Annotated in this window: 16 protein-coding genes; 14 read left to right on the top strand and 2 right to left on the bottom strand. The window is 33.8% G+C overall.

The genetic code is table 11. The annotated features are described in order from the left end of the window. Positions 1-11 precede the first annotated feature (11 nt). The 9 genes from MSWAN_RS06745 to MSWAN_RS06705 all read left to right on the top strand — a co-directional run bounded on the left by MSWAN_RS06745 (position 12) and on the right by MSWAN_RS06705 (position 10,014). The gene (locus MSWAN_RS06745) at positions 12-758 is read left to right on the top strand and encodes an SGNH/GDSL hydrolase family protein (RefSeq protein WP_013825874.1); all 747 of its coding nucleotides are present in this window, start codon (positions 12-14) and stop codon (positions 756-758) included. Further along, positions 745-1,779 (top strand): N-acetylneuraminate synthase, encoded by a 1,035-nt coding sequence (neuB, locus tag MSWAN_RS06740; RefSeq protein WP_013825873.1) that lies wholly within the window; start codon positions 745-747, stop codon positions 1,777-1,779. Before MSWAN_RS06745 ends, neuB begins: the two co-directional genes overlap by 14 nt. Beyond that, positions 1,776-2,921, top strand: coding sequence for a UDP-N-acetylglucosamine 2-epimerase (gene neuC / locus MSWAN_RS06735; RefSeq protein WP_013825872.1), 1,146 nt, complete (start codon positions 1,776-1,778; stop codon positions 2,919-2,921). The genes neuB and neuC overlap by 4 nt, the downstream gene beginning before the upstream one ends. After that, entirely contained in the window at positions 2,918-3,361 is a 444-nt protein-coding gene (locus tag MSWAN_RS06730) for an acyltransferase (RefSeq protein ID WP_013825871.1), read from the top strand. The genes neuC and MSWAN_RS06730 overlap by 4 nt, the downstream gene beginning before the upstream one ends. Further along, positions 3,351-4,472 carry a DegT/DnrJ/EryC1/StrS family aminotransferase gene (locus MSWAN_RS12640; RefSeq protein ID WP_013825870.1) on the top strand — a complete coding sequence of 374 codons (1,122 nt, stop codon included), beginning with the start codon at positions 3,351-3,353 and terminating at the stop codon, positions 4,470-4,472. Before MSWAN_RS06730 ends, MSWAN_RS12640 begins: the two co-directional genes overlap by 11 nt. Before the next feature lie 6 nt (positions 4,473-4,478). Next, positions 4,479-5,462, top strand: coding sequence for a UDP-N-acetylglucosamine 4,6-dehydratase family protein (locus MSWAN_RS12635; RefSeq protein ID WP_013825869.1), 984 nt, complete (start codon positions 4,479-4,481; stop codon positions 5,460-5,462). A 74-nt stretch (positions 5,463-5,536) separates the two neighbouring features. After that, positions 5,537-7,075: a glycosyltransferase family protein gene (locus MSWAN_RS06715; RefSeq protein WP_013825868.1), complete on the top strand. Its 1,539-nt coding sequence runs from the start codon at positions 5,537-5,539 to the stop codon at positions 7,073-7,075. A 177-nt stretch (positions 7,076-7,252) separates the two neighbouring features. Continuing rightward, positions 7,253-8,119, top strand: coding sequence for a C1 family peptidase (locus tag MSWAN_RS06710; RefSeq protein WP_013825867.1), 867 nt, complete (start codon positions 7,253-7,255; stop codon positions 8,117-8,119). Positions 8,120-8,466: 347 nt separating this feature from the next. Next, positions 8,467-10,014, top strand: coding sequence for a 6-pyruvoyltetrahydropterin synthase (locus MSWAN_RS06705; protein ID WP_013825866.1), 1,548 nt, complete (start codon positions 8,467-8,469; stop codon positions 10,012-10,014). A gap of 280 nt (positions 10,015-10,294) precedes the next feature. Here the strand turns inward: MSWAN_RS06705 and MSWAN_RS06700 are convergent, their stop codons facing one another. Together MSWAN_RS06700 and MSWAN_RS06695 are read right to left on the bottom strand one after the other, a co-directional pair. Further along, positions 10,295-10,687 (bottom strand): hypothetical protein, encoded by a 393-nt coding sequence (locus MSWAN_RS06700; RefSeq protein WP_013825865.1) that lies wholly within the window; start codon positions 10,685-10,687, stop codon positions 10,295-10,297. 638 nt (positions 10,688-11,325) lie between these two features. Beyond that, positions 11,326-12,627, bottom strand: coding sequence for a nucleotide sugar dehydrogenase (locus MSWAN_RS06695; RefSeq protein ID WP_013825864.1), 1,302 nt, complete (start codon positions 12,625-12,627; stop codon positions 11,326-11,328). Positions 12,628-12,746: 119 nt separating this feature from the next. Here MSWAN_RS06695 and MSWAN_RS06690 point away from each other — a divergent pair, with 119 nt between their 5' ends. Genes MSWAN_RS06690 through MSWAN_RS06670 form a run of 5 tightly spaced genes read left to right on the top strand, consistent with a single transcriptional unit; the run spans position 12,747 to position 18,121 of the window. After that, positions 12,747-13,952 carry a glycosyltransferase family 4 protein gene (locus tag MSWAN_RS06690; protein WP_013825863.1) on the top strand — a complete coding sequence of 402 codons (1,206 nt, stop codon included), beginning with the start codon at positions 12,747-12,749 and terminating at the stop codon, positions 13,950-13,952. A gap of 17 nt (positions 13,953-13,969) precedes the next feature. Continuing rightward, positions 13,970-15,166 (top strand): prenyltransferase/squalene oxidase repeat-containing protein, encoded by a 1,197-nt coding sequence (locus tag MSWAN_RS06685; protein ID WP_013825862.1) that lies wholly within the window; start codon positions 13,970-13,972, stop codon positions 15,164-15,166. Beyond that, a complete protein-coding gene (locus tag MSWAN_RS06680) occupies positions 15,163-16,362 on the top strand; it encodes a glycosyltransferase family 4 protein (protein WP_013825861.1) in 1,200 nt (399 codons plus the stop codon). The genes MSWAN_RS06685 and MSWAN_RS06680 overlap by 4 nt, the downstream gene beginning before the upstream one ends. Before the next feature lie 30 nt (positions 16,363-16,392). Further along, entirely contained in the window at positions 16,393-16,917 is a 525-nt protein-coding gene (gene epsC / locus MSWAN_RS06675; protein ID WP_013825860.1) for a serine O-acetyltransferase EpsC, read from the top strand. A 7-nt stretch (positions 16,918-16,924) separates the two neighbouring features. Next, positions 16,925-18,121: a glycosyltransferase family 4 protein gene (locus MSWAN_RS06670; RefSeq protein ID WP_013825859.1), complete on the top strand. Its 1,197-nt coding sequence runs from the start codon at positions 16,925-16,927 to the stop codon at positions 18,119-18,121. Positions 18,122-18,146 lie beyond the last annotated feature (25 nt).

The raw sequence follows: 18,146 nt of genomic DNA, 5'->3' as shown, positions 1-18,146 counted from the left end.
TTGGTGTTTAAATGATAATTAATAATAAGGAATCAATTAAAATTGTGACTGTAGTTGGTGATTCTTTGTCTATGGTCCGTCCTTCTGAGGGAATTGTTTATCAAGATACTTACAGTTTTAAACTGCAAAAACTTTTGGGATCAGAGTTTCATGTGGTACAGCGCAGTAAACGTATGAACGATTTTTTGAGTCAGTCCTATCAATTGGAAGATGATGTTTTAAATAATGGTTCAAATGTTGTAGTTTTCCATATTGGAATAGTAGACTGTGCTCCTAGGTTGTTTGGTAAAAAGAGGCATTTTATTTTGAATCTTTTTCTTCAATATCCTGTTATAAAAAATCTTGCTTATTTACTCATAAAATTTAAATCCCGATATAGAAGATTTTGGACTCATTATTTCCCTAAAACATTTGTTTCAGAATCTAAATTTAGGGAACGGTTGGAATACATAGTAAATGAGATAAGAAAAAAGACCAATTCTTCCATAATATTAATTAATATAGCAGACACAACGGAAAGAAACAAATTTAAGTCTTATGATTTTGAAAAGAACATAAAAAATTATAATGAAATTATAAAAGAAGTTGTGAAGAAAAACTATGACATTTGTAATTTGCTAAATTTTTATGATCTAACTAAAAATAAAGAAAAATTACTTTTAGAAGATGGTATACACATATCAAAAAAGGGTCATGATATACTTGCAAATAGTTTATACAACAAAATAAAAGGGCTTGAGAAACATGGAAGAAATTGATAAGTTTAATAAAGATAATTGCTCATGTTTTATAATGGCTGAAGCCGGTGTAAACCATAACGGTTCGTTGAATTTAGCAAAAAAGTTAATAGATGCTGCAAAAGAATCCGGCGCAGATGCAGTAAAATTCCAAACCTTCAAAACAGAAAATCTGGTCACAAAAAATGCTGAAAAAGCAGAATACCAGAAGGAAACAACAACAGAAAACTCTCAGTATGAAATGATTAAGAAACTGGAATTATCTGAAGATAATTTTAGAGAACTGGCCAAATATGCAGATGAAAAAGATATTATATTTTTATCCACTCCATTTGATTTTGAAAGTGTTGATCTGCTTGATGAAATAGGTGTTCCTGCGTTCAAACTGGGTTCTGGTGAACTTACAAATTTTCCATTGCTTGAGCATGTGGCAAGCAAGGGCAGACCTGTTATTTTATCCACAGGAATGGCAACTATGGATGAAATAAAAGAAGCTGTAAAATTGTTTGAAGATAAAACAAATGATCTAATTTTAATGCATTGTGTAACCAGTTATCCTGCAAAGATTGATGACATAAATCTTAAAGTCATTGAAACTCTCAGGTCAACTTTTAAACTTCCAGTAGGATTTTCAGATCACACCTTAGGAATTGAAATGCCCATAGCAGCTGTAGCACTGGGAAGCTGTGTAATAGAAAAACATTTCACATTAAATAAAAATCTAGATGGACCAGACCATAAAGCTTCTTTAGAACCTGCAGACTTCAAAAAAATGGTACTTGCAATACGAAATGTAGAAAAAGGTATGGGCACGGGAATAAAAGAATTAACAATTGAAGAAAAAGAAATAAAGAAAATAGCAAGAAAAAGTATTGTTGCCAGAGCCAATATACCCTCAGAAACTGTTATAACTGAAGAAATGCTTGCAATTAAAAGGCCAGGAACTGGAATTGAACCTAAATTTCTTAAATCATTAATTGGGAAAACAACAACTTCAAAAATAAAAAAAGACGATTTTTTAAGATGGAATCTTATAAAATGACGAGAAAAATACTTTATATAACTGGAACCCGGGCAGATTATGGTTTGATGCGTTCTGTTTTATTTGAAATAGACAAGAATCCAGAGATGGAACTAGAACTGGCTGTAACTGGAATGCATCTCATGAACGAGTTTGGAAGGACCATTAATGAAATAAGAAAGGATGAGTTTAAAATACATGAATTAAACGCCGTCTTTGAAGAAGATGATAAATTTTCCATGGCTAAATTTGTTGGAAAACTTATAGAACTTTTAACAGATCTGGTAAAAAAAATAAAACCAGATATAATACTTCTTTTAGGTGATAGGGGTGAAATGTTAGCTGGTGCTATAGTTGGAGCTTATCTAAACATTCCAACAGCCCATTTGCATGGTGGAGAAATAACATCCACTGTGGATGAGTATGCACGCCATGCAATCACTAAACTGGTCAATATACATCTTCCTGCAACAGAAAAAAGTGCAGAAAGAATAATAAATATGGGTGAAAACCCTGATCATGTATTTGTGGTGGGTGCACCAGGACTAGATGCAATATTAAACATTGATATGATCAAAAAAGATCAATTGGCATTGAAATATGATTTAAATTTATCTAGGCCCATAATTTTAGTGTTACAACATCCAGTAACTCTTGAATCTGAAAAATCATCAAAACAAATGCTGGAAACCCTTAAAGCAATTTGTGATTTGAAGTATCAGACTATCTTAATATACCCCAATGCAGATGCAGGTGGTAGAGAGATCATAAAACTCATAGAAAAATGTGAAAAACTCCCATTTGTTAAAACATTTATGAATATTCAGAGGAAAGATTATTTGATTTTAATGAATGTTGCAAGTGTGTTGGTTGGAAATTCAAGTAGTGGTATTATAGAATCTCCTTCATTTAAACTTCCCGTAATCAATATAGGTTCAAGACAAAAAGGAAGAGAACGAGCTTCAAATGTTATTGATGTGGATTATAATGTTAAAGAAATTAAAAATGCAATTAAAAAAGCTCTTTATGACGAAAATTTTAAAACACAATTGAATAAATGTGAAAATCCCTATGGTAAGGGGAAAACTTCTTTAAAAGTTACAGAAATTTTAAGTAAAATAACCTTAGATAAAGAATTACTGGAAAAAAGGTTAAATCTATGAAAAATAGAAGATTTGAAAACTGGAAACCCCCTATAATTGAAGAAGGAAAATTGAACAAATACAACTGGGTAATTCAACATAAAGAAAATCTCAAATTAGGTTATAAAACAGATGTAGGAGCTTTCACATATATAAATGCTAAAAATGATGTTTTAATTGGAGACAATGTTCAAATTGGTTCTCACTGCTCTATTTACTCTATTTCAACCATAGATAACAAGGAAGGGCCGGTTATACTTAAAAAAAACTGTAGAATTGGAAGCCACTCAATTATCATGCCAAATGTTACTGTGGGTGAAAACTCCATTGTAGGGGCTTTTAGCTTTGTTAATAATGACATTCCAAAGAATGTTGTGGCATTTGGGGTCCCTGTTAAAATGATAAGGGAAATGAGTCCGGATGAAGTAAAAAAATTAAGAGAGGATATTGATGACATCTAAAATTCCGTTATTCAAAATATTATGGGATGAAGAAGACGTTGAAAATGTTGGAAACGAGATAAAGTCTGGAATGAACTGGGCTGTTGGACCACGTGTTGAACAGTTTGAAAAATTGATAGCAGAATACATTGGAACAGATTATGCTGCAGTTTTCAACTCCGGAACATCGGCTCTACATTCATTACTGTTGGCCCATGGCATAAAAAAAGGTGATGAAGTGATAGTACCTTCTTTTACATTTATAGCAACCGCCAACTCACCAATGTTTATGGGTGCAAAACCTGTTTTTGCAGATATTGAAGAAGAAACACTAGGTTTAGATCCTGAAAGTGTAAAAAAGAATATTACAGATAAAACTAAGGCAATTTTACCCATACATTATGGTGGATGCCCATGCAAAATAAGGGAACTTAGGGAAATAGCAGATGACAATGATTTAATATTAATAGAAGATGCTGCAGAAGCCATGGGTGCAAGCATAGGTGATGATAAAGTTGGTACATTCGGGGATTCTGCAGTTTTAAGTTTCTGCCAGAATAAAATAATCACAACAGGTGAAGGTGGCGCAGTTGTAACAGATTCCAAAGATATTTATGAAAAATTGTTACTTATAAGATCCCACGGCAGACTGGAAACTGGAGATTACTTCAGTTCAGCAGGACTCTTTGATTACATAGATCTTGGATACAACTTCAGAATGTCAAATATAACAGCAGCACTTGGCATATCACAGATTAAAAAGGCAGATAAGATAATAGATATGAGGCAAAAGAATTCAGAGTATTTAACACGGAAAATTATGGAAGAAACCGATAAAATCAAATTACTACCACTTCCTGATGGATATAATCATGTTCACCAGCTTTGCACGGTTATAGCAGAGCAAAGAGATGATTTAATATCTTATTTAAAAGATAAGGGTGTAACAACCAAAATATATTTTGATCCAGTACACTTAAGCCATTTTTACAGGGAAAAACTCGGATATAACTGTGATCTTCCGGTTACAGAGGATATGGCAAAAAGAACAATCACTCTTCCAATGTACCCTTCACTCAGCAGGGAAGAGATGGATTTTATGGCAGAAACAATTGGAAAATTTTACAGGTGATATAATATGGAATCTTTTTATAAGGACAAAGTAGTTCTGGTAACCGGTGGTTCTGGGTCTATTGGCCGTGAAATTGTAAAAAAACTTTTAGAAGCTGAACCCAAATCTGTTAGGATACTTGACAACAACGAAACCGCATTATTCGATTTGGAACAGGAATTACGTTCTGACAAAATAAGAACATTCATTGGAGATGTTAGAGATAAAGAGAGGTTAAAAAGGGCTTTTGAAAATGTGGATATTATTTTCCATGCTGCTGCATTAAAACACGTACCCCTTTGTGAATACAACCCATTTGATGCCGTTAAAACCAATGTACTCGGTACTCAAAATGTTCTTGATGCGGCTTTAGATAAGAACGTAGAAAAAGTGATAATGGTAAGTACCGACAAGGCAGTCAATCCCATAAATGTGATGGGAGCCACAAAACTCCTGGCTGAACGCCTTACAGTCTCTGCAAATTATTATCGTGGAAATAAAAGGACTGTATTTTCATGTGTTCGTTTTGGTAATGTTTTAAATTCCAGAGGCTCAGTTGTACCTACTTTTAAAAAACAAATCAAAAATGGTGGTCCAGTTACAGTAACAGATTCTGCAATGACTCGTTTCATAATGCATATTCCCGATGCTGCAGGATTGATACTTAGGGCAGGCCAGATGGCACATGGTAAAGAAATATTCATACTTAAGATGCCCTCAGTGAATATAGTTGACCTTGCAGATGTCATGATCGAAGAGTTAGCCCCGGAATATGGATATAATCCTGAAAAAATTGAAATTGAGATTATGGGAAAAAGATTGGGCGAAAAAATGTATGAAGAACTTATGACAGAAGATGAAGCTCTTTGTGCAATTGATGAGGGGACTGTATTTATTTTAAATTCTAAAAAAGAGAGTAATCCAGATAATGGTTTTGAATATAACTCTGATTCTGTTGAAAAACTGTCTAAAAGCCAAATTAAATCCATTATACAAGATATTATGTTTTAATTTTCCATTTATATGCTACTAATAGAATATATTCATGCTTACGTTATTAATATTGGGTAAACTTGGTGGAATAAATGGATTTTGAGAAAAAACAAATAAAAAATTTACTCTGGGTTGTTCCAGCAGTAATTGCGTTTTTTATAGCCTTAATCCCTACTTTGACACATCCATGGCCGTTCACTGTTGATATATTTTATCATATTCATATTGCTGAAGTTTACAGTCATTATGGACTTACATTAACCGATCCAATTATGGGGTCTAAAATAAGTTATCCTCCTCTGTTCAGTCTGGTTATAGCAGCTTTAGGAACATTACTGAAAATTAATTATGTTCAAGTTGCACGGTTTTTACAACCAGTTTTAGCTTTTTCAGTTGTTTTATCTGTTTCTTATGTTTCAAAAAAGTTTTACGGGGAGATTGCAGGAATTTCAGCTGGATTTTTGATAATGTCCAGTTATTTATTTAGTAGATTGGTATCATCCCTTCCAGAAACCATGGCGCTTATATTTGTGCCGTTGGTTGTGTATTTTTATTATAAATCAGTGATGGATGAAAAATATAAATATGCTTTATTATCCAGTTTCCTATTTTTATTGGTGATTTTAACTCATCAAGCTACAACTTTAATACTATTCTTGGTGATAACTTCAATTGTTTTAGTTTTGGGGATATTACGTAGAAAAATCAGGTTTTTTACAAGTTACTTTGTGTTTTTAGCTCTTCCAGTGATTGTTGCGGCATTAACTGTTGTTGCAATATGGTTTGTTTCACCAGGTTTCATACAACAGATTTGGATGTATGGTTTAACAGCAGTTACAGGATACATGACCACACTTCCAAACAATGAACCAATAAGTAATTTAAAGTATGTGGCATATCTGGGAATTTTGTTGATTTTTGCAATTGCTGGAGGAGTTGTGGCACTGAAAAGGAGGCTTAATGAAGATATATTGCTTTTGGTATGGATTTTAGTTGTATTTTTAATCAGCAAATCCTACTGGTTTGGTGTAAATGTTTTGTCTATTCGACTTCTGGTACATTTACTGATTCCATTTTCTATTTTGGGGGGTTTAGGTTTAAGTTATCTTTACAAGGACTTTAAAAAACAGGAATTTGCATCTGTTAAAGTTAGATCAGGGTTTTTGATTGTAGTATTTGTTGTTGCTTCTTTATTTGCGGTTACAACGGTTACAGATCCTAACTTCGGTGTAATTCCCAAATATACTAACACCTCTGATTTTAAAACTCCTCAAATTGCTCCTCCTACAGATTCAGATGAGGGTATTGCGGATTGGTTCAATAAAAATGGGGATAACAACTCTGTTGTGATATCAAACAATTATTTTACCATCCAATTTTTGTCAGCAACAACAATACAACCTATGGGTAGTTTTATAACTTCAGAAAGTTGTATCTGGTCCGCTTTTAACAAATCAAACTTAAATAAATTTGCTGTTGGCTATTTTGTTTATGATAAACGTTTAATAAACTCTAAAAATAGTACAAAAATCCTTGATACAGGTGCATACATATTCAATGTTCCCAAATTAATTCCAAGTACTGCAAAATTGGTTTATGAAAACAAAGATTATAAAATATTTAGAGTTTAATGTTTTTTTTCTTTTGATGCTAAATGAAAGATTATTTAAGTATCTGAATTAATTTTATCTTAAAATCGCAAATTATATCTATAAGTATATAAAATTATTATCGTAATAAAATTTTCGGATAGATGGACCGGATTTTTTTATTTACTGTACTTTTTTGACAAAAAAAGGAGGTAGAATATGGATAAAATAAAAATAATGAATTTTGGATGGCTGCCTGACTACCCAGACATCAGGGATTACACAGTTGACCATGAGAATATAAAGCCCATGCTTGAGAAGGTAGGAGTTTCAAAAACTGTTTCGGATCTTCCTGAATCTGTGGACTTGAGCCAGTGGTGCTCTCCAGTGGAGGACCAGGGACAGCTTGGATCATGTACTGCAAATGCTGGTGTGGGTATAGTGGAGTACTACGAACGCAAAGCATTTGGGAAACATTTAGATGCATCCAGACTGTTCCTTTACAAGACCACCAGAAATATGATGAAGGAAGAAGGAGATACAGGAGCATTCTTGAGAACAACCATGGGTGCACTGGCACTTTTTGGTGTTCCACCAGAGGAGTACTACCCTTACAAGATAAAAGAATTTGATGAAGAACCTCCAGCATTCTGCTATGCATTTGCACAGAACTATCAAGCTTTAGAATATGTAAGACTTGATCCTCCAAATACAACAGCTGATGAGCTTTTAGGTCGGATCAAAACCAACCTTGCAGCTGGACTTCCCTCAATTTTTGGTTTCACAGTTTACAGTTCAATTTCTCAGGCAGAAAAAGGAAAGATCCCTTACCCCTGCAAGGGAGAGAAGGTTGAAGGTGGCCATGCAGTAATGGCCGCAGGTTTCGATGACAATAAAAAGATCAAAAACCCATCATGCAATGGCGAGACCACAGGGGCCCTATTAATACGAAATTCATGGGGAAAAGATTGGGGTGATAAGGGCTACGGATGGTTGCCTTATGAATACGTGCTTAATGGAATTGCAGAAGACTGGTGGACTCTCCTGAAAGGTGAATGGATCGATACTGGAGAGTTCCAACTTTAAAATAGGCTTTTCCTATTTTTAATAATCACAACTTTAAGATAGTTCTACTATTTTTTTTAAAGAGGATGGCTCATGATTATTTATGACTTCTATAATTTTCATTATTTTTGAATTTAGAGCTCTATTTGCTCTTATTTTTTTTCAAAGTTTGAACTGTGAGATAACCTCAATCACTAAAAAGTCACTATGAACATAATTAGGGGTACTAAAACGTTTATATTAATTAATACAAATTTAAGGATAGTGGAAATAGCAACAAAATGTAAATAGAATTTAGGAATCCTGTAAACATCATAGTTTAATATCAGTCTGCTTCAATTTCTTAAGATACGCAACTAGTGGATAATATGAATTTTGAGAAGGAACAAATCAAAAACTTACTTTGGGTTATACCAGCTCTGGTAGCATTTTTTATAGCGTTGATTCCCACTTTGACGCATCCGTGGCCGTTTACTGTTGATATATTTTATCATATTCACATTGCTGAAGTTTACAGTCATTACGGACTTACATTAACAGATCCACTCATTGATCCCAGTATGGGACATAAGATAAATTATCCTCCTCTGTTCAGTCTGGTTATAGCAGCTTTAGGGACATTACTGAAAATTAGTTATGTTCAGGTTGCACGTTTGTTACAGCCGGTTTTAGCTTTTTCAGTTGTTTTGTCTGTTTCTTATGTTTCAAAAAAGTTTTATGGTGAAATTGCAGGAATTTCAGCTGGATTTTTGATAATGTCCAGTTATTTATTCAGTAGATTGGTATCACCACTTCCAGAAACCATGGCGCTTATATTTGTGCCGTTGGTAGTGTACTTTTATTATAAATCAGTGCTGGACAAAAAATATAAATATGCTTTATTATCCAGTTTCCTGTTTTTATTGGTGATTTTAACTCATCAAGCTACAACTTTAATCCTTTTTTTGGTGATAACCTCAATTGTTTTAGTTTTGGGAATATTACGTAGAAAAATCAGGTTTTTTACAAGTTACTTTATGTTTTTAACCATTCCAGTGATTGTTGCGGTATTAACTGTTGTTGCAATATGGTTTGTTTCACCAGGTTTCATACAACAAATTTTAACATATGGTTTAACAGTAGTTACAGGATACATGACCACAATTCCAAACAATGGACCAATAAGTAATTTAAAGTATGTGGCATATCTGGGAATTTTGTTGATTTTTGCAATAGCTGGGGGAGTTGTAGCACTGAAAAGGAGGCGTAATGAAGATATATTGATTCTGGTGTGGATTTTAGTTATATTTTTAATCAGCAAATCCTACTGGTTTGGTGTAAATGTTTTGTCTATCAGACTTCTGGTACATTTACTGATTCCATTTTCTATTTTAGGGAGTTTAGGTTTAAGTTACCTTTACAAAGACTTCAAAAAACAGGAATTTTCATCTGTTAAAGTTAGATCAGGGTTTTTGATTGCAGTATTTGTGGTTGCTTCTTTATTTGCGGTTACAACGGTTACAGATCCTAACTTCGGTGTAATTCCTAAATATACAAATACTACTGATTTTAAAACTCCTCAAGTTGCTCCGCCTACAGAATCAGATGCTGATCTTGCAGATTGGTTCAATAAAAATGGGGATAAAAAATCTGTTGTGATATCAAACAATTATTTCACCACCCAATTTTTGTCAGCAACAACAATGCAACCCACAGGTAGTTTTGGAACTTCAGAAAGTTCTATGTGGTTGTTATCTAATAAGTCAAAGGTAAATAAATTGGGTATTGGCTATTTTGTTTATGATAAAAGGTTAATAAATTCTAAAAATACAAAAATCCTTGATACGGGTTCTTACATCTTCAATGTTCCAGAGTTAATCTTTAACAATGCTGAATTAGTTTATGAAAATAAAGATTATAAAATATTTACAGTTTAATGTTTGGTTTCTCTTTTGATGCTAAATAAGAGAGTATTCCCTTAAAATTCATCAATTTATATTTTCTCAAAACATTTAGGGAAATTCTTTTTAATATTCAGTTACTTTTTTTTTAAAACTTTAGATAATTGAGATATAGAAATATTTCAATATGTGTTCTCTTTTTTTTATCCAATAAACTGGATTTGAGCATTTAATCCATCTAAAAAGAAATAACATAAAAAAAAATTCTTAAGCTTTTTTCAGTGGTAAAGCCGGCTACAGTAAATTCTAGTCCATTTTAGCAGTTTTTTTTATTGATATTAAGTTTATTTACCATTTTTGATTTAGCTAGAATTTGAAGTTTTGTTACTGTACCTAGAACGTTAAGCTCTTCAATCATCTCTATTCTTTCAACATGATCCCTAAATGTTTGCCAGTCAACATCCTCTGTAAATGTAAGTTTTGTTATCTTTTCGAATATAACAGGCTTTTCAAGAGACTCAAGGTCCCTTTTTGATACTATAACTTCCTCGTTCATTTCTATTTTGTAATTTCCCATTGGTTTTACCTCCAGCAGGTTGCTCATAGCTAAAGTAACAAGTTTACCTATGGCTATGCCTCTATTTCTTGCTTCTGCAGAGAAACGACGGTATATTTTGTCATCAATTCCTCTTATGGTAACATCAGTCATAATTACACCTCTAAATGTTGTTATACCAATGTGTATGTATTGTAATCATTGATATCAATTTCTGTTTTATCACCAATATCACCATTGTAACCTTATGCACCATTAGTGATATAAATTTTTCGGTTAAAATCATCTAAAAATTAACTTAAAATACACAAAAAATAATTGTAAATTCCTATTTTAGACAGAATTTAACATAAAAAATGGATAATTTCGTTACTATGTATTATCAATTAGAAAAACTTCATTATAATGTAATATAGCAACCATGCGGTTAAAACAAGTCGAGTTTAACACGTTAATCTCTTTTATGTATATTCTTAACAAATAGTTGGGTTGAGTAAAAGTATTCAATTGTATAAAAAATTTACTCAATAATATTCATGAGACACCCTTTATTCTTTTGTACTGAAATATGATCCAAATCAAAAAATCCTCTATTTTTATGAAATTATAATTAAGGAAGTAACTTATCAAACTTTTTGGGATAATAAGTTCATTAAACTGTTTTTTAGTCTGATTAAACTGCTTTTTCAGGTTTATTCAGATAGGTAGTGTAAAACCTTTGGCACTTAAATATAATAATATCTAATCGTATTTTGGCAGGCTATTTTTAGAGAGTTTTATTGTAAATAAACTCAGCATCTTCCTATTCCCCTGAAAATGAATCCTTTCTTCCGGAAATCTTCAGGGTTTATTATGGGTCTTGTGGATACAAAGACTTTTTTTTCAACCATTTCGGGGGTTATATTTCTGTATAAATCATGATCAGTTACAAGAACCACACAATCACATTTCAAAACATCTTGGAGGGCTGCGGGTTTACCTGCAAATGTCTGGATTGTTTCAGGGGGCACATAGGGGTCGTGGATGTAGATTTCACCACCTTCATCATTCAAAGTTTCTATGAGTGGTTTTGCAGGGGTTTCTCTGGTATCTGCAATGTTTCCTTTGTATGCAACCCCAAGTATCCCGATTTTTGAGTGTGAAACAGATTTTCCAGATTCTTTCAGCGCACTTTTAACGAGTTTTACAACTTGTAAAGGCATGGAATTGTTCACATCCCTGGAAGTTTGGATTAAAGAAACTTTAACACCGTTGTTGTTTGCACTTTCAATAAGAAAGTAAGGATCTATTGAAATACAGTGTCCCCCAACCCCGGGGCCGGGTGTGTGGATGTTAACTCGGGGATGGTGATTTGCAGCGTCAATGGCCTCAATAACATCTGCTCCAAGTGCACGACAAATCATTGAAAACTCGTTTGCAAGGGCTATGTTAACGTCCCTGTATATGTTTTCCATAAGCTTGACAATTTCAGCTGTCATGGTATTTTTAACCTTTATTATCTTTCCCTCTGTAACCATACTGTAAAGATCTGCAGCTGTGTCGGTACTTTTATCATCAATACCTCCTATTACCCGGGGGTTATGGGTCATTTCATGGATGGTACTTGTGGGAATAGCTCTTTCAGGGGTGTAAGCCACTCCAAAATCTTCACCTGCATTAAATCCACTTTTTTCAAGTAAAGGAACAACAATGGTTTCACAGGTTTTTGGGGGAACTGTACTCTCCACTATAACAAGATCCCCACTTTTAAGACCTTTAGAAATAGTTTCAGCTACCGATGTAACGGCTGATAATTCAGAGTTATTTGCATTGTCTTTGGGTGTTGGTACGATTATTATATGGACGTTGGATATTTTAGAGGCTTCTACTCCATCGGAAGTTGCAATGAATTTATTTTTTTCAATTGCACTATTTAAAAGGGTTTTAAGCCCGGTTTCCATTATTGGAGGTATGCCATTGTTTATCATTTCCATTTTTCTTTCATTTCTGGCCACTCCAACAACTTCAAGACCTTTATCTGCAAAAATTGCAGCTGTAGGAAGTCCAATATGTCCAAGACCAAATACAGCTATTTTAAAATCATTACCATCCATGTTAAAATACCCTCCTTACTTGAACCATTGAGTACTAAATAATCAAATAATAATTTTGTTTAAGTATGTATATAAATGATTAGATGAAAATAATAAATAATGTGAAGGGGGTTTGTAACATGCCCAATGATGAAATTAAAACTCATGATGTTTTAATAGTTTCACAACATTTTCCACCGGATAAATCAGGCAATTCATCCAGAATTTATGATATTTCGAATAATCTCTCTAAAGATAATGTTAATCTAACTGTACTCGCCCCTTATCCATCTTTTCCCCATGGAATTTTCAGGAGAAGGTTTAAACCTCACGATGTAAACAACATCAATCCGAAGTTAAAGGTTATTAACTTGTCTTCGTGGCAGCCTGGAAAAGAAGACCCGGGATTTATCTCCAGAACCCTTTATTATATTACATTTCCTTTACACGCGATGTTATGGGCATTTGTTTATTCAAAAAGTTATTCTGTTATAATAACATCTTCACCACCCATTTTCACAGTAATACCTGGCCTTTTTTTGAAGCTGTTTTTTAAAAAAAAGTGGATAATAGATTACCGGGATATGTGGCTTGAAGCAGCTATATCTCTTGGATTCTTGAAAAAAGATAGTTTAACAGAAAAAATATCTAGAAAATTTCTTAAAATCTGTTTTAATAGAGTTGATATTGTATTGGTTACAACTGAAGGCATTAAAAAGAAACTAAAGGTCCAGGGTGTTTATAAACCCATAGAAATCATTCCAAATGGTGTAGATGTGGATCTATTTTATCCACGTTCAGTACTTAAAAAAGATCAGCTGATATATTCTGGAAACATAGGACACGCACAGGACCTAGAAAACTGTGTTCTGGCAATGGAAGAAGTGGGAAAAAAATATGGTTATAAACTTTTGATTGTTGGGGATGGAGATAAAAGAACTGATTTGGAAGAATTAACCAGATCCAGAGATCTCCAGAAATATGTGGAGTTTAAAGGACCTGTACCGCGTGAAGAGGTCCCAACATTAATTTCAGAGTCAGTTGTTGGTTTGGCACCTCTAAAAAACCTGGAAAGTTTGGATTATGCGGTGCCCTCAAAGATATATGAGTACATGGCATGTGAAATTCCATTTCTTGGCTGTGGAACAGGTGAGATAGAAACCCTGGCAAAAAAATCAGAAGCAGGTGTGGTTGCAGACAATCATCCAGATTCAATAGCAGAGGCAATGATTGAACTTATGAAAAAATGGGAGAAAATGGGAAAAAACGGTTCAAAGCATGTTAAAAATTGTTACAGACGCGAAGAGATAGTAAAAGACTTAAAAAGTGTTTTAGATAATATGTAGATTTATATGGGGATAGAATGGATCTAAAAACTGATATAAAAGATGTGGTTGATGATCAACTCAACTGTATTTTGAAACACGTAAAAGAAGACGAAGAACTTGCATATGTTCTGGACCCTGTCTTTGGGATTAAGAGGAACAGGGTCAATGCTGAACTTGTGAAAACCTTGATCAGGACCCGAAAAAACCCTGATTTAACCCGAAAAATAATCAGTTTCATTCTGCTTGGGCAGAACAAGGAAGGCTCGTGGAACGAGATCCACCCAAGATACAGCCAACCATCTGCACTTGCAACAGCCATAATCGCAGGATCACTTCTGATGGCTCGTAAACTGGTTCCAAATTTTGAAAATGTGGATTTGGCAAGGGATTATGTGTTATCACAGGAATTTGAAGGTAAATTTATGAAATCAAAAGGTTATACTGCTGATCATCTTAATGTGGATGCAACATGCGCTTCTTTTTTAGCGGATTACGGTGTTAGGTTTTCTGATGATACTGCCATTGAAACTGCTTTGAGAACAGCTGAACACATTTGTAGCAATCAATTTTCCGATGGATCATTTCCTTACACCACAAATAAGGGCAATTACCCATTTAATCTGAATATTCCATGCATTCATTATCAAGGGGTTACACTCTACTACCTCTCACATATCCACGAAGTTTTAAGGGAAGAAAAATTAGAGGAAGCCCTGATTAAAGGATCAAAATGGCTTGCTGATGTTCAAGAAGCTGATGGTAAATTTAAATGGTCAAAAAGTGGTTTAATGTTTGCATATTATTTATCTGGAGCATATGGCTTTGCATTAGCATCATTATCTTACTCATCCCGATGGAATAAGCAGTACATGGAAAATGTGACTAAATCTCTTGAAATGATAAAAAAGAATTCCTCTGGACTGATGTTAAGGTGGGAAATGGATGGATGGGATAATTTTCTCCAATCTTTTCCTTTAACCTTTAAAACTGCATTTTCATGGGATTATTCTCCAAGTGAAAAGTTTTTCAGACTTTCATATGGATTTTACAGGCAGATTGCAAGGAGAAGATTTTCACAGAATGTGAGTGATAACGTCTTTAAAATGGTTTCAAAGGTATCTAACAGAAAAGTATCAACTGTTGAACCTTTTAATAATTATCCTGATGTTTTCATGACATCAGAAGTCCTTGACTGTCTCAGCTCGTCTCAAGAATATGTGGTGAATCTATGAAAAATATAAAAGCATTGATGGTGTCTGTTAACTATCCCAATCCATATTATTCATGGGCTCCATGGAATAAAACAGCAAACATGGCTATTTTAGGATATGTTGATATGGATGTGGTTGCACCACTTCCTATTTTGGTACCGTTTAAATATTTTCCATACAATGAACTGTCACAAATTCCTGAAACTGAAATATGTGAAGAAGGCCTTGTACACAGGCCCAGATTTTTTTATCCCCTCCCTAAAAAACTTTTCTACGGGTTAATGGGATTTTTTTACAGGAGATCTGTGTCAGATTACATACTCCGAAAACTCACAAAACCCGATCTAATACACGCACATCATGTTTATCCTGATGGCTATGGGGTGATGAAACTGTGCGAAAAATGGTCAGCCCCGTTGATAGTGGATTTGCACAGTACAGATTCGCTTGAAAAATGGTTAAAATATAGAGGAACAGAGGATAAAGTTAAAAAAACCCTGAATTTTGCAGATAAAATTATTTACATAAGTCGGAGTATTGAACCCAGCCTTGAATCTCTGGATCTGGGCACTGAAAAAACAGAGTACATACCTCTGGGTGTTGATACAGACAAATTCAAACCCAGAAATAGGAAAAAAATCTGCAGAAAACTCAAAGTAAACGAAGAAAAAATCATAATCTTTGTAGGACAGCTAATAAAAAGGAAAGGCCTTAGTTATCTTCTTGATGCTCTTTCAAAACTTTCCAGATCCTGTAAAAACTTTAAAGTTTTCATAGCAGGGAATGGCCCTGAAAAAAGGAAGCTTTTAGATATATCAAAGGATCTGGACCTTGATGGGGTCGTCAAATTTCTTGGAGAAGTGAGGGGAGCGGAATTGACTGAATTATATTCTGCAGGGGATATATTTGTAATGCCTTCCCTTGCTGAAGGAAGACCCATGTCAATTTATGAAGCGATGGCCAGTGAATGTGCTGTGGTTGCCACAGATATTGATGGAATACCGGAACAGGTGAAACATGGCTACAATGGATTGTTATTTGAACCCTGTAACACCAGTGCACTTGCAGAAAATTTGGAGTATCTAATAGAAAATGAAAAAATTATGGAGAAAATGAAAAAAAACAGTCGAAAAAGGGTTATAAACGAAAAATGGACGTGGAATGAATATTCAAAGAGCGTTCTAAGTCTTTACCATGATCTGCTACCTCAAAAATAAAAGATATCTATAAAAAGAGATGTGGGAAAAATGCACGAACTTCCATCAACAATTAATAATGATTTCATCAGGTACAACTCTAAAAAGAATAATCCTTCTGTTATATCCATTTTCACCGCATTTTTTGTTTATAAAGGTTTTAGGGCGATTTTCCTTTACAGGATTCTGCGCTATTCCTATGTGAATAATAAAAAATATTTATATTACATGACTAAAATGTTTGATTTACTTTTAAACCCAATAGAAATATCCAGCAGGGCTGATATAGGACCTGGTTTTTATATTCCACACCCTCAATGTATAGTTATTGGTGGCGGTAAAATAGGGCGCAATGTGAGTGTATTTCATGGAGTTACGATAGGACTTAAAAAAGAGCTCCATGAGTATCCTACAATAGGGGACAACGTTCAAATTGGTGCAGGTTCCAAAATACTTGGTAAATTGGCTGTTGGTAACAATTCTAGGGTTGCTGCAAATGCAGTTGTTTTAAATGATGTTCCAGATAATTCAATAGCAGCAGGTATACCTGCAAAAGTCATTAAAGAAAATGAGTAGGATCCCCATGGAAAAAATATTCGTTGAAAATGGTTTGAATACTTCAAATCCTATGAATGTTGTTTTAGTTGCAGATGTAGATTTAAGCAGATTTAGTGGGGATACTGTACGGACAATGGCATTTGCATCTGAATTGACTGCAAAAGGATTGCATGTGACTCTTATAACACCAGAACCCTCTGAAAATAAGTTGATGTTTCAAGATCAGGGGATCTATCTAAAATATCTGGATATAAAACAGAAAAAGGGCTCATTGGTAAATATATTATCCAGAAATTATAAGCTGATAAAAAAGGTTAAGGAACTGAAAACAGACGATTCTGTATTAGTTATCGAGATGGGTCTTTTAGGAGGATATTTCGCTTTTTTGGGTTTTGATAACTATTTCTTGGATGTTCACGGAATGTACTTCGATGAGGTTGCACATGCTAAAGTACCATGGTATATTCCCCATAAAATTTTAAAGTTTGCTGTGAAGCATCTGGAATCTGCAGGCCTGAAAAATGCATCGAAGATTGTTGTGGTTTCAGATTCCATGAAAAATTTGGTTGTTAATGAATTCAAAATATCTTCTGATAAAATTGAGGTTATTAGCAATGGTTATTTTGGTTATAAAGTTTTAAATACATTTAAAAAAGATATTAAAATTAAAAAAGGTAGAGTTACATTTGTAGGGACCCTTTCAAAGTGGGCGAGTGTTGATAAAATTATTAAAGCAGCCCGAAATTTGAAAAATGAAAATGTAGAATTTTGCATAGTTGGTGATGGAAACTGTTTCATTGAACTTAAAGAACTTGCAAAGAAGTTTAAACTTGAAAATGTTCTATTTACAGGGTACTTAAGTATAGATAAAGTTTATGAAACTGTTTTAAGTTCAGAAATTGTTTTATTACCATTTAATAGGGATCTGTGTACGGAGGTCGCATCTCCAATAAAAGTGTTTGAATATATGGCATTTGGAAAAGCACTGGTTTTAGATGAGGTAAGTGATATAACAAGGTTTTTAAAGGACAATAATGCAGCACTTGTAAGTGATCCTGCAGATGAAGCCCAATTCACGAATAACATAAGAATTTTATTAAAAGACAAAGAATTAAGGGATAAAATTGGTTTTAAAGCCCTTAATCTCTCAAAAGAATTCTCATGGGAATCACAGGTTGAAAAATTGTTTAAACTTATTCTCCATGAACAGAAATCTAAATAATATAAACCATACCCAAATTAATACA

The sequence above is a fragment of the Methanobacterium paludis genome, from assembly GCF_000214725.1.
Taxonomy (GTDB): domain Archaea; phylum Methanobacteriota; class Methanobacteria; order Methanobacteriales; family Methanobacteriaceae; genus Methanobacterium_C; species Methanobacterium_C paludis.
This window is presented reverse-complemented; position numbering and strand designations above follow the sequence as displayed.

Coding starts and splice junctions, on each gene's coding strand:
- MSWAN_RS06745 (WP_013825874.1), top strand. CDS start 12: ATGATAATTAATAATAAGGAATCAATTAAAATTGTGACTGTAGTTGGT.
- neuB (WP_013825873.1), top strand. CDS start 745: ATGGAAGAAATTGATAAGTTTAATAAAGATAATTGCTCATGTTTTATA.
- neuC (WP_013825872.1), top strand. CDS start 1,776: ATGACGAGAAAAATACTTTATATAACTGGAACCCGGGCAGATTATGGT.
- MSWAN_RS06730 (WP_013825871.1), top strand. CDS start 2,918: ATGAAAAATAGAAGATTTGAAAACTGGAAACCCCCTATAATTGAAGAA.
- MSWAN_RS12640 (WP_013825870.1), top strand. CDS start 3,351: ATGACATCTAAAATTCCGTTATTCAAAATATTATGGGATGAAGAAGAC.
- MSWAN_RS12635 (WP_013825869.1), top strand. CDS start 4,479: ATGGAATCTTTTTATAAGGACAAAGTAGTTCTGGTAACCGGTGGTTCT.
- MSWAN_RS06715 (WP_013825868.1), top strand. CDS start 5,537: ATGGATTTTGAGAAAAAACAAATAAAAAATTTACTCTGGGTTGTTCCA.
- MSWAN_RS06710 (WP_013825867.1), top strand. CDS start 7,253: ATGGATAAAATAAAAATAATGAATTTTGGATGGCTGCCTGACTACCCA.
- MSWAN_RS06705 (WP_013825866.1), top strand. CDS start 8,467: ATGAATTTTGAGAAGGAACAAATCAAAAACTTACTTTGGGTTATACCA.
- MSWAN_RS06700 (WP_013825865.1), bottom strand. CDS start 10,687: ATGACTGATGTTACCATAAGAGGAATTGATGACAAAATATACCGTCGT.
- MSWAN_RS06695 (WP_013825864.1), bottom strand. CDS start 12,627: ATGGATGGTAATGATTTTAAAATAGCTGTATTTGGTCTTGGACATATT.
- MSWAN_RS06690 (WP_013825863.1), top strand. CDS start 12,747: ATGCCCAATGATGAAATTAAAACTCATGATGTTTTAATAGTTTCACAA.
- MSWAN_RS06685 (WP_013825862.1), top strand. CDS start 13,970: ATGGATCTAAAAACTGATATAAAAGATGTGGTTGATGATCAACTCAAC.
- MSWAN_RS06680 (WP_013825861.1), top strand. CDS start 15,163: ATGAAAAATATAAAAGCATTGATGGTGTCTGTTAACTATCCCAATCCA.
- epsC (WP_013825860.1), top strand. CDS start 16,393: ATGCACGAACTTCCATCAACAATTAATAATGATTTCATCAGGTACAAC.
- MSWAN_RS06670 (WP_013825859.1), top strand. CDS start 16,925: ATGGAAAAAATATTCGTTGAAAATGGTTTGAATACTTCAAATCCTATG.